Below are 15,610 nucleotides of genomic sequence, written 5' to 3' on the forward strand. Positions count from 1 at the left end.
AAGTCGTTACCTGATTGAAATTGCGCATTTTGAGTTTAGTTGATAGCTGTCACTTTAAAGGTGTTTTGATAGAGCAACTGTTGGTTTGCGCCCATCACATCTAGTGTCCACGTACCTGGAGTCGATGTTTCATCTAAAGTGCGGTAGGTAGACCATTCGGTAATTGGGTCGCCCCACAGAGTCTGATAGTAAACAAAATCATTTAGCGCTTTATCGTCAGGAGTGAAGTGCCATTTGGTAAACACAACAAGTCGATCTCTACGAGAATCGAGGCCATCACGATTCATGTAAAACTCTATGCCAAAGCGTTGTTCATCATCGAGTTTATAGATGAAATCTAATTGCTTTGATAGCTGTTCTATTTCAGGTTCACCGTTAAACTTATCGGAAAGTACTAGTTTAAATAATCCTTTGCGTTCTAACTCCAAAATAGCATTCGGGTAATTCAAGCCATAAAGCTTAGCTAAGACACTGTGAAGACCTTTTAGCTCATTCTCGGAGTAGTTTCCTTCTTGCATAATGATTGATATTTGTTCTCGAACATGTTGGCGAGATTCATTATCAACTTTATTTGCATAGCTATTAAGCATAGATAAACACTTATCTACATCTCTGATTTCATTATCAGCGATACAATAGATAGAGGCTAAGTTAAATGCATTATCAACACTATGTTCTTTATCAAAGGCCGTTTGAAAGAACTCTTTTGCTTTATGATAATCCGGTTTAACTAGCTTACTCACAGAGTATATATAGCCTAAACGCTCCAGCGCTTGCTCATAGCCTAATTCTGCCGCTCGAGAGTAATACTCAATAGCTTCTTTGATATCGATTGGTCTATTATCACCACGATGATAATAACTGCCGACATTAAACATTGCTCGGTCATGATCTAAGTTGGCAGCTAATTGGTAGTAGTCAAAGCTTTCTGTTTTACGATCAGTTTCTATAGTCTTACTGTCAAAAGTATCTGCTAACAATATGGCATCACGTTGAACCGCTTTCTTTTCTGATTCAGTATAATTAGTCAATGTACTGTTTAGATTAAGTTTTCTTTCAAGAAAGTCGTTAGCTAAAGCTGCTTCTACTTGATCGTAATACCAAATCTGATGGCCATGCCCTGAACGCTCGAAAAACGCTTTTTCAACATCATGACCTAAACGCTTTAAAACATAGTAAAAGCGATTACTTTGCTCAAAGCCCGATATTTCATCTTGTTTACCAGCAATAATAAGAACTGGGGCTTTTAAAGATGTAGCCTGATAGACGGGGGAAATATCTTTTAAATCTTGGCTATATTCACCAACCGTACGTTCTATAAGCTCTTGATAATCTTTAGTTAAAGCGATATTACTTGCGTTATAAAGTAGAGGTAAGTCATAAATCCCAAAACTTGCAATCACGCATTCATAAATATCAGGGTGTTTAATTGCCAGCATCACCGCAGAATAACCACCATAGCTTGCGCCAATAGAGCAGGTATGTTTAAAGCTATATTGTGAACGAATTTCTGCCACTGCGGCAGAAATGTCTTGTTCGATAAGGTTACCAAATTGACCAACACCGCTTTCTAAAAATTCTTTACCAAACCCTGCTGAGCCTCTGAAATTAACACGTAAAATAGTAAAGCCTCGAGAGGCAAGGTATTGCACTTCAGGGCTAAACTCATCACTTTCACGAATACCTATTGGGCCACCATGTGGCATCACTAATAATACCTGATTATCGTTGTTAATAGGTTTGGTTAAGTAACCTTCTAGGTTAGTTCCATCGTAGGCTTTAAAGTTAAAAAACGTTGTTTTAGCGTACGTTGCGTCTTTATTTTTGGCGACAGAAAACAGTAACTCCATGTGATTTGTTTCTGATTGGTATAAATAGTATTTGCCAGGTACGGTGGCTGAGTGACTGAATAAAATTTGTGTCTTACCATCGATAGAGCTATCAACCCAAAAAAATTGTTCGTCTCCTAAAGCTTCCGCAACTTTGCTATGCAATTGCTCATAGGCGTCAATAAAATAATCGGTAGTATATTTACCATGCTTGATATACGAGGCAGCAATAAGTTTGCCATTATCATCAAGCTCAGCGGACTGAATGTCATATTTTGGGTGTTCATAGAGTGTGTCGGTGATTTCTTGTGTGTTGATATTAAAAAGGCTCACCTGGCTCTTATCGGTATTTTTGTTGGTAATGACGGCAAGGTGATCTTGGTCTGTAAATCCAACGGGTAAAAACTGATAATCTGCGTCAGTGAGAGTAAAAATCGGGATCCACTTTTTATTGCCAATAACCTTATAGAAGAACTGTAAACTCTTTTCGTCTTCATCAAATTTTGCAGTAAAAAGCTGCTGTTTGTGCTCGTCAAAGAAGTAGCTATAGGCACCTTTTAAACCTTTTTCTATAGGAGTATAAGAGCTGTAATCATTACTGTATAAAGCTGTTAAGGGCACTTGATAAAGCAGTGTGTTTTTCTTATCAGGTTTAGCAAATAAGATATGTTCAGGATCACTGAGTAACCTATCTACGATGTAGCCTTTTGCTTTAACTCTATGCTGTTCAATTTTTGGTTTTTTTTCGCCTTCAATAACATTCACGACGACTTCAAAATCGTCACTATCGCGACTTTTTACACTGATAAAAATATCATCGTCTGTTAACCATTGATAATTGTAAAAATCATTATCCTCGTCGAGTTTGACGATATAGTACATTTTCATCGAATCCATATCGATGATATTGAGAGTTTTGGTTTTGTCTTCCTGCGCTTCTAAAAAGCTGATCCAACGGCCACTGGGCGATACTTTAACTTGGCTTTGATCGGGCGAATACATTAAGTCTTCACTCGATAACATTTCAGCATGCAAGGGAAAAATAAAAAATAATAAGATAAGTAGCTTTTTCATTATTTTGCTTCCTGCTGCGAAAATGTTTGTTCCAAATAATCAAAGAATGAGTCTTCGCCGGGGCCGCCATAATTTAGCGAGCGACCAGACAAAATCGTTGGGAAGTTTTGTTCCATGTATTGCAGTGCTTCAGAACTACGGTTTTCTAAAACAATATGAGAGCGTGTGTTCCAGTAACCTATAGTTGTTATGTCTAAATGGCCAACATAATTAACTTTGTTAGGGGCAAGTGTGAATTGCCAACTTTCTTCATCGTTATCAAATTTGAGAAATGAGTAATGACTTAAGTTCAAGCGTGTGATGGTGTAATCACCCAGTGGTAGATTCGCTAAAATATAATTGCTACCACTTCGAATGTCCTTAGCCGTAAGAACTAGCGACTTTGGACCATCAATATAAATGGCTTTTAAACTGCGGTTAGTTTCAATGCCAATCAGTAGGTAGCCTTCATCGGCTTTAGATAGTGTGTCTCGGTCTTCTTTTATGTTGGTAACTTTAGATGCGCATGCACTTAACAAAAGCGCACAGCTAAGCAGCAATAAACGTCTCATTCCCTTGTATCTTATTGTTGTTATTTTATTAATTTTAAAATACTTAAAAATCGGAACTATGTGAAGCACAATTTGTGAATGAGTGTGAAAAGAGTTGAGTTGCTAGGCGTGAAATTTCTACGCGCAAAACCAGAGTATCTAGCTACGAGAGTAAAGTTAGCGAGTCAGATCACGTGTCTGATACAAATGTGAATTGAGGTGTTGTAGGCGTGAAATTTGTTTCGCGCGAGGGTGTTTGTTTTGTGGTGGCGTTTGAGACGCGCTAAGCAAGCGTGACGCCTACAGCTGGCAGCGGCGTGAAATTTCTTTTGCGTGTTGCGCGATATAAAATCGCGCCTACAACCTTACCGCTGACCGCTAGGTATTTTAACTTTCCTGCTCAGCTTCTTGCTGTGCTAATTTTTCGCGTTCTGCCTTTGAAATGTAGGCCGGTTTATTGCTTTTATGCAATTTTGCATTGGCACGCTTATCTTTTTGCTTAAGTTTAGTGAAGATCTTTTTTCTGCGGTTCATGAGTCTAACAAACGAATTAATAGGGTGAGTGGCTATTGTACCTTGTTGGTATTTTTAAGCGATCTATTTTGCTTGAATTAGAGATGTTATGTCGGCGTTATAAGCGTTACAATTAAAGCGACTTTCTAAAAACCTTCTTAAACTCTGGAGCTTATCTTGAAACATTCATTACTTGCTGCATTTTTATTAAGTGCTTTCTCTAGTCAGGCTGCTGTGTCTGAGCAAAGTGAAAAGCTGGCTAACTACGCGGTAGAGCAATATCAACAAGCGCAAATTCATACCTTAGAGAATTTAGTTTCGTATCCAACGGTAAATAAAGAAGGTCTAGCGACTCCTGATAACCCAGATTTCATTGGCTTTAAGTCGTTCTTAAAAATGAAAGCGGCTCAGTTTGGTTTTGATTATCAAGATTTAGGCTACACAGTGTTAATTGGCATGGGTAACCAAACTGAAAAAGTAACCATAGTAACCCATGGTGATGTACAACCTGCAGATGCCAGTAAATGGCAGGAAAGTCCATTTAAAATGGATAAAACCTCTGAGCCAGGAAAGCTAATTGCACGTGGTACAGAAGATGATAAAGGCGCAATTGCGACTGCACTGCATGCAATGAAGGCGATTAAAGACAAGGGTATTACATTAAATAACCGTATTGAATTAATGGTTTACCTTGCAGAAGAGTCTGACTGGGCACCACTCGAAGAGTTCATGAAAACCTATCAGCAACCAAAATACGCTGTCACTATTGATGCTTCATACCCTGTGGTTGTTGCAGAAAAAGGCTGGAGCTTAATTGCCCCGACTTTCTCAGCGACCTCTGCACAAACAGGCTTATATGTTAGTGACTTAAAAGGCGGCGCCTTTGTTAGCCAAATCCCTGAAGATGCCAGTGTGTTAGTACATAACGCTGATGCAGCAACTGTGGCTAAATTGCACGATAATGTTGCTCAGCTTAAAAACGTCAAAGTGGCGATGACTGAGCAAACAAATGGCTTGTTAGTACAAGTGAAGGGGATTTCAGCGCATTCTTCTGAGCCAGAAGCGGGTGAAAACGCCATTGCGCACCTTGCAGAAATCTTTAAAGGTATTGATCTTGAGAACAATAGCGATGGTCAAGCAATTGAGTTTATCAATCAGCTAATTGGTCTTGATTTATACGGCGCACAATTCGGTGAAATTGGTTACAAGCATGACTTTATGGGCCCGATGACTGTTTCGCCAACCTTATTAAGCCGTGACGGTAACGAGATTAAATTGTCGATTAATATGCGTCGTCCGGTAGGTAAACAAGAAGCGGTGCTTGAGCAGCAAATTAATGAAGCACTTAGCGCTTGGCAAACCACTAATGGTGTTACGTTAAAAGACACTAAAGTTGTGATTGGTACGCCAATGCTGCTAGATGGTGCGCCTCATGCAGAGGCGTTACTCGATATCTTTAAGCACTTTACCGGCGATAAAGACGCGGGCTTTGTATCAATAGGTGGTGGCACAAATGCTAAGTTATTTGATAATGCGGTGTCATTTGGTCCATCAATGCCAGGTAAAAAGTACACAGGCCACTCAGAGCATGAGTTTATTACTGAAGAGCAGTTAGAACTGAACTTAAAAATGTACACTGCAATGATGATTAAGCTAGGTAATATGTAATTCTATAAACTGAAAACGCCGCTTTATAGCGGCGTTTTTGTTTAAAGCTATTGGCTCATATCAGTTTAAAACTGGGCAACAAACTTAAGGTTATAAAGTTCAGCAGAGCCGCTTTCAGTGTAATTCGCGGTTAAATAGTATTTATCATTAATAAAGTACTTGCCTTGTAAAACGAGTTCAGAATCATCCAAACCTGCGCCTATGGCATAGTGATCGCCGAAGTAGTAGCTGATCATGGCATTGCTTGCTGAATCATTAAGGCTGTCTTGGTGGCCAACATCGACAGTAATGTAATGGCTACCACTTAAATGATTAAAGTATCTGGCAGAGACATTCCAAACGTCGAGTTCATCATCTGTTTCCGCGCTAAAACCAAGGTAATCCTTATCGTTTATTTGGAGGTTATACTGCGCTTTTAAGCGGAAATAATCATCACCATATTCACGCACATCCCTATTTACAGAGACCTTTAAGGCATCGGCAAATAAATAGCCTATTCCTAAGGTATAGTCATCAGCATCATCAACATCGTAAATTTCACCTGTAACAAACCAGTTTTTATAAAATCCTTCACCAAACATGCCAAGATAATCAGTGTAATCGCTATTAAAGTAATTCACTCGGATGTTGGAATCTGTATCTAGGTAGCCATAATCATCAAGTACCCCAGAGCTCTGCTGCTCCTCAAAGTAGTAATGACTCACTAATTGGTAAGCATTAAAACTATATCTGTTACTCTCTATGTGCGTATAGTCGATACTATTGAACCATTGTTTACTCATCTGTTGTTCTGTTGCGATAGAGCTGCTTGAATAAGCAAGTGCTGCCAGAGCAATAGGGGCAAGTTGTTTAAACATACATATCCTTGTTGTATTTGGTTTTGCTTCATCAAGATAATACAACAAGTAGGTATTTACATTGTAATAAAGTGTTGTGGGTCTGTTAGTTTGTGAAAAGGCCAAGCAGTGCTTGGCCTACAGAGATTAATTAAGCGTTGTGGTGAGTGATATTTCGGCATTCATCAGTTTAGAAATAGGGCAGCCTTGCTTGGTTTGCTCACAAAGTTGCTCAAACTTTTCGCTCGAAATTTCTTTTATCTTAGCACTAACATCAAGTGCAATGTGGCTCACTTCGAAGCCGTCATCAACTTCATCAAGACTCACTGTTGCTTTGGTCGTTATGTCGTCAGCGACAAAGCCTGCTTCAGTTAGTGCAAGCGATAGCGCCATGCTAAAACAGCTACTGTGTGCCGCTGCAACCAGCTCTTCAGGGTTAGTGCCCGGCTTATCTTCAAAGCGAGTGTTAAAGCCAAATGGCTGTTTCTCAAGCGCGCCACTTTGACTAGAAATATAGCCTTTGCCAGATTTAATATCACCAGACCAACTCGTATGTGCAGATTTTTTAATCGTCATCATCATCTCCTTTGTAATTTTTTCGACAACCGTGAAAGGCTTTCAGGGTTTTGTGCCGAAAACTGTGAGTTAACGATATAAGTGCAACTTAAACGCCAATATTTCTTTTTGCTTCACGCTTGCAACGTTCTGAGCAGTACTTTACATGCTCCCAGTCACGTTGCCACTTCTTACGCCACATAAATGGCCTGTCGCAAACGGGGCAGGTTTTGCTGGGTAAATTAAGCTTTTTATGAGCCATGGCGTTGTCTTTTAAGGCTTATCACATGCTTATTCAGTACGGCTTTTGTACCACGCTTTACATCATCACGTTCTCGAAATGACCATAATCGCTCACGTGCTTGTTTGGCTGCATGTTCAATGTCTACCATAGGCTCAGGGTAGTCTTCGCCGAGTTTAAAGTTATTAAATAAGGCCTCCATTGGCGGCTGTTGCCATGGCTGGTGGAGATCTTCTATGGGTAAGTTTTTAAGCTCAGGGCACCATGTTTTAATAAATATACCATCTGGGTCTTTATCTTCAGATTGCTTTATTGGGTTATACAAACGAATCGTGTTGGTTCCTGTGACAGATGCTTGCATTTGGATTTGTGGGTAGTGAATACCAGGCTCAAAATCTAAAAAATAACGCGATAAAATAAAGCTGACGGATTGCCAATGAATGTTCATATGATGAGTCATAAAGCTGACTAACATAGCGCGCATTCGAAAATTAATGTAACCCGTTGCTGCTAGGCAGCGCATGCACGCATCAATAATGGGAATACCTGTTTGACCTTGCTCAAAGCGCTTTAGGTGCTCAGCAAGATGTTCATCATCACGATAAGGGTAGTGCTTGTAGCCCGCATTTTGCGGTGCAAACTCCATGCTGCATTGAGTTTCGAATTTTTGCATAAAATGGCAATGCCAGTGAAGCCTTGACTCGAAAGCATATAATGAGCGATGCCAGCTTAAAGGCTGCTTTGCTAAATAGTATTTTAGAGTTTGATAAACTTGTCTGAGGCTCAAGTTGCCAAAAGCTAAGTAAGGCGAAAGCCTAGAGCATGAATCTCTACTTTTGGAAGGACTCGAGATGCCACTTTGGTAGCTCTTTGCACGCTCTTCTACAAAGCTCTGTAGGCAAGCTCTAGCTGCATGAGGGCCACCATATTGAAACTTCGGGTCGTGCTTTAGAAAATCATCAGCACAGGTTGCTGCTTGGTAATTATGAGGCAGCACTGCATTAAAAGCCTGCCAATTTGGCGTTACAAGGCGTTGGTTCATCACGCCATGCCAATGTGTTTGCCAATCAAACTGTTTTGGCCGCGCTCGTTTTACACCTCCAAGTGGCGTTTCATGCCAAGGAATTGCTTTGCTGTTTAGCCAGCGTTTGACCTGTTTATCTCGCTCAAAGGTATTGTAAAGACCTATTTCTTCATGACTATAAACCCCTGCAATATCAAAATCTTCACTAAGGGTTTTTAACAAGGTAATCATTTCTTGATTATAAATAGCGATTTCAGCGTTGTATTTTTCGAGCTGTTGGTTGATGTCTTTAAGTGACTGAGCAATAAAACGCCAGTGCCTAAAGCTGTAATGGGGGTCTTCGAGTAATAGGGGCTCAAAGTTGTAAATAAGTAAGCAAGGCAGCTCTGATGCAATTGCACTGGCAAGTGGCTGATGATCAGATAGTCGTAGGTCACGTTTAAACCAAACAAGATTTACTTTTTGTTTTTTTGAGCCTGCCATAAACGTGGAGTTGAAAATTGCTTTGGTGCTTATACGTAGCAAGTCGCAACTTAGATTAATTACTAAAGCAATCCACAAAGTTTCCACATTTGTAGCATATTGCCCACACACTTTTGGATGGTATTCAGATTATGCTTACGGTCAATTGAATGACATAAGAGGTTCGCTATGAAGCAATTATCTGCACTTTCTGTTTTAGCTATTTCGTTGTTAGCCACAGCGCCCGCTTACTTTGCTCGCGACCATCAAGGCGGTCCACCCCAGCGACCTGACTTTGCATCGATTGATATAGATGGCAATGGGGCGATTGATTTTACTGAGTTTAGTGAACAGCCTATGCCTGAAGATATGCTGCAAACCATTTTTAATGACATGGATGCTGATCAAAATGGTGAAGTAACTGAAGACGAGTTCAACAACCATAAACCACTAAAACGTAAGGAAAATCAACGATGATCAACAGTGTTTCATCGGGTGCGAATTTTCAGCCCATGCAACGACCTCAAGCAGAGCCGTTGACCAGTGAACAAACAGAGTTAATGAATGAAACCTTAGCTCAATTTGATCCTGAAAACTTAACTGCAGAAGATGCACAATCTATTATGCAAACATTTATGGATGCGGGAATTCAACCGGGTCAAGAAATGGAAGCAATTATGGCTGAAGCTGGCTTTGATGCCGCTGAAGTCGGTGAATTAGGTCGTCCTGAAGGTGAGCGTCCGCCTGGTCCGCCACCACCACCGCCAAGTGGTAATTCACTTGAGCAGGTTGATAGCGAAGAAGTTGTCAGTTATTTAGATGAGTTGTTAGCGCAATATTCTGATCAACTGGGAGAAGAAGATAAAGAAGCGATTCTAGCCTCTGTGCAAGAAAAGTTTGGTTTATCTGAAGGTGATTCGCTTTTATCGGTCACAGTGTAAATCACCAAGCGGTCATGATGACCGCTTTTTTATATCTAGCTTTATTAATCACATATTAAAGTGACGCGGTGAAAGCCTTTATTTCGTTTTGTGCTGCTTCTAAGCTTTGCTCTGCACCTGGCATCGCAAGGCCTTCAGCGTAAATAAAGTTAACATCAGTCATACCCACAAAACCAAGTACATCATTTAAGTATTTAGTTTGTGTATCTATCTCTGTGCCTTGATAGATACCGCCACGGGCAGCAAGTACCACTACTTTTTTGTCTTTAATTAAACCTACAGCGCCTTGCTCTGTGTATTTAAATGTAATACCAGCACGAGCAATACGATCAATCCAAGCTTTGAATGTTGATGGAATACCAAAGTTATACATTGGCATACCAATAACAATCAGTTCGTTATCGTTAAGTTCAGCAATTAAATCGTCAGAAATTGCAGCAAGTAGCTTTTGCTCATCGCTACGTTCGTTTGCATCAGTCATCCAAGCAGCCATTTCTGTCTGCGTTAAGTGAGCAATCGCATTGTCGCTTAAATCGCGAGTTGTTACTGAAATTTGTTGGTTGTTAGCAAGCTGCTCAACAAATAGTTGGCTAAGCTTGGTTGAATTACCTTGTTCACCATTTAAAGATGAATTTAACACAAGTACTTTTTTCATCATGTCACCTAAGAAAACTGAAGTTGTGCAGCTATTATAATTAGCAAAAAATAAATTAATAATGCTATTAATCGAGCATTACGTTCGTTTTAAACGAATAGAAGAGGTGTCTAATTTTTTGAATTAGTCTTTTTTTGTAATTTAATGTTACTATTGCCGCGACAATAAAAAAGAAATGGACTTTATTATGAAGTACTTACTGCTTACTCTTTTTGCAGTGCTGAGCTTAATGCCTCGTGCTGCTGAAAACACACAACTCCCTGTAGAATCATTCGCCTCATTACGCGCTTTTAGCCAAGTAAAATTTTCGCCAAATGGTAAAAATTTATCGTTTATTCGAAATGTAAATGGTGAGCTGGTTTTAATGGTTTATAACCGTAAAACTAAAGAAGCTGATTCTATTATTCGTTCAGATAATCACACTATTTTCTTCGATTGGTATGAATGGGCAAATGATGAGGTACTACTTTTAGGTGCCCGCTATATTCAACGCCAATTTGGCGGCCCTAAATATACCTCTACGCGTTTATATGCATATAAAATTGGTGGTGATGGCAAGGCGAAACTGGCTATAAAGCCTAACTTTAATCGTGATGAACGCCAACCGCAATTTGGTGATCAGGTCATCAGCTTTTTACCCGATAAAAAAGATAAAATTTTAGTTCAAGGTGATTTTGATGTTGCCAATGCCCCTGGCGTGTATGAACTTGATTTAAGTACACTTCGTAAGAAAAAAATTCAGCGCTCACGTAGTAAAGTTATCGATTGGACAGCAGACCGCCAAGGTAATGTGCGTATTGCTCTAAAAATGGATGAAGACGAATTTGAATATATTCTTTATGACGAAGATCGAGATAACCGTAAAACGTTATTCAAATATAAAGCATTTAGTCCTGATGTAGTGACTGTTTTGGGCTTCGATAAAGACCCTAATATTCTTTACTTCAAAGCTCTTAAAGATGGCTATGATGCGCTTTATAAAATGGACCTAACGACCATGAAAAAAGAGTTAGTGTTCAGCGATGATAACTATGACTTCGACGGTCATATATTCTATTCATCTCTTACAGGTGAAGTAGCAGGGTTTACGCACTCTCAATTAGATGAGGGGATCCGTTACTGGGATGAAGATTTAAACAACCTTTATAATGGCTTACGCGCTGTATTGCCGGCAGATAAGTTTGATATTGATATTATTGATACTAGTAAAGAACAGCGTCAATATGTGGTTTACGTTTCAGGTGAGCAAATCCCTGGTACCTATATGCTGGGTGACCGAGATTCTAACGAATTAACTGCATTTGCCTCGGCATTTCCAGATGTTGATGAAACTGTTTACAGCGGTAAAAAGAAAATTAGTTATAAAGCTCGTGATGGCTTAACTATTGAAGGGTATTTAACTTTACCTGTGGGCTACAAAGAAGGGGATAAATTACCAACTATTGTGTTCCCTCATGGCGGGCCAATGGCTCGTGATTACGCTGGTTTTGACTATTGGACTGCGTTACTTGCTTATAATGGTTATGCAGTACTGCAACCAAACTTCCGTGGTTCGAGTGGCTATGGCCATGAATTTGAGATGGCTGCAGTTCAAGGTTATGGTAATGAAATGCAAGATGACTTGCAAGATGCGGCGAATTGGCTTGTTGAAGAAGGTATCGCAAATAAAGATAAAATTTGTATTGGCGGGGCAAGTTATGGTGGTTATGCTGCATTAATGGCGGTGGTTAAACACCCAGAAACATTCAAATGTGCAGCAAGCTTTGCTGGCGTTACTGATCTTGAGCGTATTGTTAGTAAAGCGCGTTATTTCACTAATAAAGAAATTGTGCGTAAGCAATTTGGAACTGATGGCGATAAACTAGAAAAAGTGTCGCCTGTTAATTTTGCAAAGCAAATTAATCGTCCGGTGCTATTGGTTCATGGCTCTGATGATAACGTGGTGCCTGTTTATCATAGCCGTGAAATGGATGATGAACTTAAAGACGAAGGCAAAGATGTTACTTACATTGAGCTCGAAGATGGCGACCATTACTTATCGCACCAGCCGTATAGAATTAAAACGTTGAAAGCGTTTTTAGAGTTCTTCGATAAGAACTTAAAAAACTAGAATTAGCAAAGAAAAAGGCGACCTAGGTCGCCTTTTTTAATACCTGATTTTGCGTCAATTTTATTTATAAGCTAATTCAGCATCAATATTGCGCATTAAGTTGGTAACCCAATTGATATATTGGCGGTGGATTTTTTTGCCATTGTAATCAAGGTTTATCGAATCTTTGTAATCAATAGAATATTCTTGCTCGTTAAACGTAATATCAACACGTAATTGGTGTTTACGAATATCAAGTTTACCTAAGATTTGACCCTCGGCATTTGAACGACACGTCCAGCCTAGTTTCATACATGCTTTTAAAATATTGGTTTTGATACTTTCAAGGTCATGTTGGCCAGACGCCATTTGCGGTACAGGGTTTGCGTCAAAGTTACGAATAGGCACACTGGTGCTACAAGCAGAAAGTGTAAGTAGCGTAAGAAGTGCAAGAGCTGCCTTTTTCATAGTAAGTCCTTTTTGGAAATAAAATCAGCGCGATTATGCGCTTTTTTTACTGTAGGGTCTAGGCATCGGGTAAAAACCACGCACTAATTGCACCAAGTAAGCCTAAGATACTGTAGAAAAAAATTAACTCAGCAGTCGTTAAGTAGGTATTTAGTAAGCCGACGCTACCTAGCAGTAATAATATAACCCCAATCACTGTATTACTAACAGAGACATAGTCTGTGCGCTTGTTTCCTTCAGCCATATCAACAAGGTAGGTTTTACGACCAAGGCGAACCCCTTGATGAGCTACGGTGAGTAAAAAATAACAGAGCGGTAATAGCCAAAACTCATTGAGCGTTTGTGGGCTCAGATAAGCAACTAAATAAACGGCGAAACCGTTGAGGGTGACGAGCATTGCAGCAAACACTAATACCTTGCGGCTCGATAAGTCACTTAGTCGACCCCAGATAGGCGCAGAGACTAAGCTGGCAAGCCCAGAAAGCGCCATAAACGTAGCAAGTAGTGAAAAGTCGAAAGCCTGTTCACTGGCAAGAACGATATAAAACGGTGCGCTCAAAGCAGAACATAGCAACAACGCACGAGTGATAATAAAGTGAGCAAATTGCTTATCTTGGTAAAGCAGTTTTAATTTTGATAAAGCATGTAAAAAGCCGTTTTCAGCGCCCTCGGTTGCGCCCTTGTATTCTTGAATGCGGCTATAACTGAGCGCTGCAAACAGCCACATTAAAGCGGCCAGCATTAAAGCTACATACACCCCATTTTCATAGCCAAGGCTTTGTAGATACCATAAACCAAGACCAAAAGTGAGCGTTGCAAATCCGGCAAAACTCGCAGCAAGGCCGCTAATGCTGCCTCGTTGTTGTTTAGGTATGACCTTGCCTAATACATCTTTTGCAGCAATGGAATTAAAGCCACGAGCAAGGCTAAAGATAATCAAAATAGCGATGATAGCAAAACCTGCCGTTGCACCTTGGAGTGTTAAAGCACATATAAGCATGCCAACAATACACAAGGCTTGCACTATGGCGCCAATCACCCAAACCCACTTTCTAACAGGCAGCCTACGAATAGCACTGGCGATGGCTAGTTGTGGCAACATTGAGCCTGACTCACGAATAGGCACAAGCCAAGCAATAAAACTACTTGGTACATTAATGCTTTGTAGAAGCCAAGGCAGGGTCACTTTAGGGTTTAACAGGGCATCTGCAAACTTACTAAATAGTTGGCTTACTAATAAGGTAAGGAAATTGCCGGGCACCACTTTACAAGCAGCTTCATCAATCGCTTTGCAGGCACGGGCATCCTCGGTGTTACTGAGGCGTTGGTAGATATCTTCTTTACTGAGCTTTTGCATACTTTTTGTTTTTATGAAAAAGGGCACTTAAGCCCTTAAAAATCTTCCCTAGAGTGGCGCTCTGCTAACTGCTCAGCTTCATCACCCCATGTTTTGTTAACTCTGCGACCTCGTTGTACAGCAGGGCGGCGCTCAATTTGTTTTGCCCAGCGCATCACATGACTATATGACTCAACATCTAAAAACTCTGCCGCATCATATAAATTGCCAAGTACCAAGCTGCCATACCAAGGCCAAATAGCGATATCGGCAATTGAATATTCGCTACCAGCCATGTAGTCATGGTCGCTTAAATGGCGGTTTAATACGTCTAACTGGCGTTTTACTTCCATGGTGAAGCGATCAATTGGGTACTGCATTTTGAAAGGGGCATAACTATAAAAATGACCGAAGCCTCCACCTAAGTATGGGGCAGAGCCCATTTGCCAAAATAGCCAATTTCGACATTCTGTTTTACTAGCGTGATCGCTTGGGATCAGCGCATCAAACTTTTCTGCCAGGTATTGTAAAATTGCACCTGACTCAAACACGCGAGTAACGGGCGCTGTACTGTGATCCATTAAGGCTGGGATTTTTGAATTAGGGTTAACACTTACAAACCCTGAAGAGAACTGGTCACCATCGCCAATTTTAATTAAAAATGCATCGTAGTCGGCTTCATCAATACCAAGCTCTAATAGCTCTTCGAGCATGATAGTGACTTTTTGGCCGTTTGGTGTCGCAAGCGAGTAGAGTTGAAGATCGTGTTTACCAACGGGCAAGTCTTGCTCGTGGGTTGCACCTGAGACCGGACGATTCGTCTTCGCCCATTCACCACCGTTTTCTGCATCCCATTGCCACACTTTAGGTGGCGTATAACTGTCGGTATTACTCATTGAAACTCCTAAATTGTGCTTTAATGAATGTCATTACGAGACTACCATCCTAGTTGATCAGATAGAGCAAGGGAAGTACAGTTATTAATTATGAATAACAAGGAGGATGACATGAAAAAGCATGGTTTAGCCATTGGCCTTGAGCGAACTGGCACGACTTTTTATCTCACAATTAAAGTAGTCGGAAAGCTTACCCACGAGGATTATAAAACTCTCACTCCTCTTATAGATAATGCTGTAGCAGCAGTTCCGAGTGCAAAAATAAGAGCCTATGTTGATATTACTGAGTTAGAAGGCTGGGAGTTACAAGCGGCGTGGGATGATTTTAAGTTAGGCCTTAAACATAACAAAGAGTTTTGCCGTATAGCTGTGCTTGGTAACAAAAACTGGCAACAAGTGGCAAGCAAAGTGGGTAACTGGTTTATCAGTGGCGAAGTGAAATACTTTGAAGACCCAATTATTGCCACTGAGTGGTTACACGAATAAGGAATTA

General features: G+C 40.4%; 16 protein-coding genes. 5 read left to right on the forward strand and 11 right to left on the reverse strand.

Going from position 1 to position 15,610, the window contains the following annotated elements; all coding sequences use genetic code 11:
- Positions 1 to 35: 35 nt before the first annotated feature.
- The 3 genes from MTF66_RS13245 to MTF66_RS13255 form a co-directional block, all read right to left on the reverse strand.
- On the reverse strand, positions 36 to 2,903 hold the full coding sequence (locus MTF66_RS13245; protein WP_248527425.1) for a prolyl oligopeptidase family serine peptidase: 2,868 nt from the start codon (positions 2,901 to 2,903) through the stop codon (positions 36 to 38).
- Entirely contained in the window at positions 2,903 to 3,454 is a 552-nt protein-coding gene (locus MTF66_RS13250; RefSeq protein WP_058585529.1) for a hypothetical protein, read from the reverse strand. The genes MTF66_RS13245 and MTF66_RS13250 overlap by 1 nt, the downstream gene beginning before the upstream one ends.
- Before the next feature lie 366 nt (positions 3,455 to 3,820).
- Positions 3,821 to 3,967: a DUF2986 domain-containing protein gene (locus tag MTF66_RS13255; protein WP_064971746.1), complete on the reverse strand. Its 147-nt coding sequence runs from the start codon at positions 3,965 to 3,967 to the stop codon at positions 3,821 to 3,823.
- Between the two features lie 156 nt (positions 3,968 to 4,123).
- On the opposite strand from MTF66_RS13255, the gene MTF66_RS13260 reads away from it, so the two are divergent.
- Positions 4,124 to 5,614: a dipeptidase gene (locus MTF66_RS13260; RefSeq protein WP_248527426.1), complete on the forward strand. Its 1,491-nt coding sequence runs from the start codon at positions 4,124 to 4,126 to the stop codon at positions 5,612 to 5,614.
- Between the two features lie 65 nt (positions 5,615 to 5,679).
- Here the strand turns inward: MTF66_RS13260 and MTF66_RS13265 are convergent, their stop codons facing one another.
- The 4 genes from MTF66_RS13265 to MTF66_RS13280 all read right to left on the reverse strand — a co-directional run bounded on the left by MTF66_RS13265 (position 5,680) and on the right by MTF66_RS13280 (position 8,753).
- Complete coding sequence (locus MTF66_RS13265) at positions 5,680 to 6,471, reverse strand: putative porin (protein WP_058585527.1); 792 nt, start codon at positions 6,469 to 6,471, stop codon at positions 5,680 to 5,682.
- A gap of 126 nt (positions 6,472 to 6,597) precedes the next feature.
- Positions 6,598 to 7,026, reverse strand: coding sequence for an OsmC family protein (locus MTF66_RS13270; protein WP_062565084.1), 429 nt, complete (start codon positions 7,024 to 7,026; stop codon positions 6,598 to 6,600).
- An 88-nt stretch (positions 7,027 to 7,114) separates the two neighbouring features.
- Positions 7,115 to 7,267 (reverse strand): DUF2256 domain-containing protein, encoded by a 153-nt coding sequence (locus MTF66_RS13275; protein WP_082401584.1) that lies wholly within the window; start codon positions 7,265 to 7,267, stop codon positions 7,115 to 7,117.
- Positions 7,257 to 8,753 (reverse strand): cryptochrome/deoxyribodipyrimidine photo-lyase family protein, encoded by a 1,497-nt coding sequence (locus tag MTF66_RS13280; protein ID WP_248527427.1) that lies wholly within the window; start codon positions 8,751 to 8,753, stop codon positions 7,257 to 7,259. The genes MTF66_RS13275 and MTF66_RS13280 overlap by 11 nt, the downstream gene beginning before the upstream one ends.
- A 168-nt stretch (positions 8,754 to 8,921) precedes the next feature.
- Between MTF66_RS13280 and MTF66_RS13285 the strand changes: the two genes are divergently transcribed.
- Positions 8,922 to 9,209 (forward strand): EF-hand domain-containing protein, encoded by a 288-nt coding sequence (locus MTF66_RS13285; RefSeq protein WP_248527428.1) that lies wholly within the window; start codon positions 8,922 to 8,924, stop codon positions 9,207 to 9,209.
- Positions 9,206 to 9,673: a hypothetical protein gene (locus tag MTF66_RS13290; RefSeq protein WP_248527429.1), complete on the forward strand. Its 468-nt coding sequence runs from the start codon at positions 9,206 to 9,208 to the stop codon at positions 9,671 to 9,673. The genes MTF66_RS13285 and MTF66_RS13290 overlap by 4 nt, the downstream gene beginning before the upstream one ends.
- Before the next feature lie 55 nt (positions 9,674 to 9,728).
- Here MTF66_RS13290 and MTF66_RS13295 read toward each other — a convergent pair whose 3' ends face one another.
- Positions 9,729 to 10,328, reverse strand: coding sequence for an FMN-dependent NADH-azoreductase (locus tag MTF66_RS13295; protein ID WP_248527430.1), 600 nt, complete (start codon positions 10,326 to 10,328; stop codon positions 9,729 to 9,731).
- Positions 10,329 to 10,515: 187 nt separating this feature from the next.
- Between MTF66_RS13295 and MTF66_RS13300 the strand changes: the two genes are divergently transcribed.
- Complete coding sequence (locus tag MTF66_RS13300; RefSeq protein WP_248527431.1) at positions 10,516 to 12,438, forward strand: S9 family peptidase; 1,923 nt, start codon at positions 10,516 to 10,518, stop codon at positions 12,436 to 12,438.
- Positions 12,439 to 12,498: 60 nt separating this feature from the next.
- Here MTF66_RS13300 and MTF66_RS13305 read toward each other — a convergent pair whose 3' ends face one another.
- The 3 genes from MTF66_RS13305 to yghU are packed head-to-tail and all read right to left on the reverse strand — an operon-like array spanning position 12,499 to position 15,117.
- Positions 12,499 to 12,885: a hypothetical protein gene (locus MTF66_RS13305; protein WP_054561969.1), complete on the reverse strand. Its 387-nt coding sequence runs from the start codon at positions 12,883 to 12,885 to the stop codon at positions 12,499 to 12,501.
- Positions 12,886 to 12,943: 58 nt separating this feature from the next.
- Positions 12,944 to 14,242: an MFS transporter gene (locus MTF66_RS13310; RefSeq protein WP_055021473.1), complete on the reverse strand. Its 1,299-nt coding sequence runs from the start codon at positions 14,240 to 14,242 to the stop codon at positions 12,944 to 12,946.
- A gap of 35 nt (positions 14,243 to 14,277) precedes the next feature.
- The gene (gene yghU, locus MTF66_RS13315) at positions 14,278 to 15,117 is read right to left on the reverse strand and encodes a glutathione-dependent disulfide-bond oxidoreductase (RefSeq protein ID WP_248527432.1); all 840 of its coding nucleotides are present in this window, start codon (positions 15,115 to 15,117) and stop codon (positions 14,278 to 14,280) included.
- Positions 15,118 to 15,228: 111 nt separating this feature from the next.
- Here yghU and MTF66_RS13320 point away from each other — a divergent pair, with 111 nt between their 5' ends.
- Positions 15,229 to 15,603: an STAS/SEC14 domain-containing protein gene (locus MTF66_RS13320; RefSeq protein ID WP_058585519.1), complete on the forward strand. Its 375-nt coding sequence runs from the start codon at positions 15,229 to 15,231 to the stop codon at positions 15,601 to 15,603.
- Positions 15,604 to 15,610: the final 7 nt, after the last annotated feature.

This window comes from Pseudoalteromonas sp. 2CM39R, from assembly GCF_023161845.1.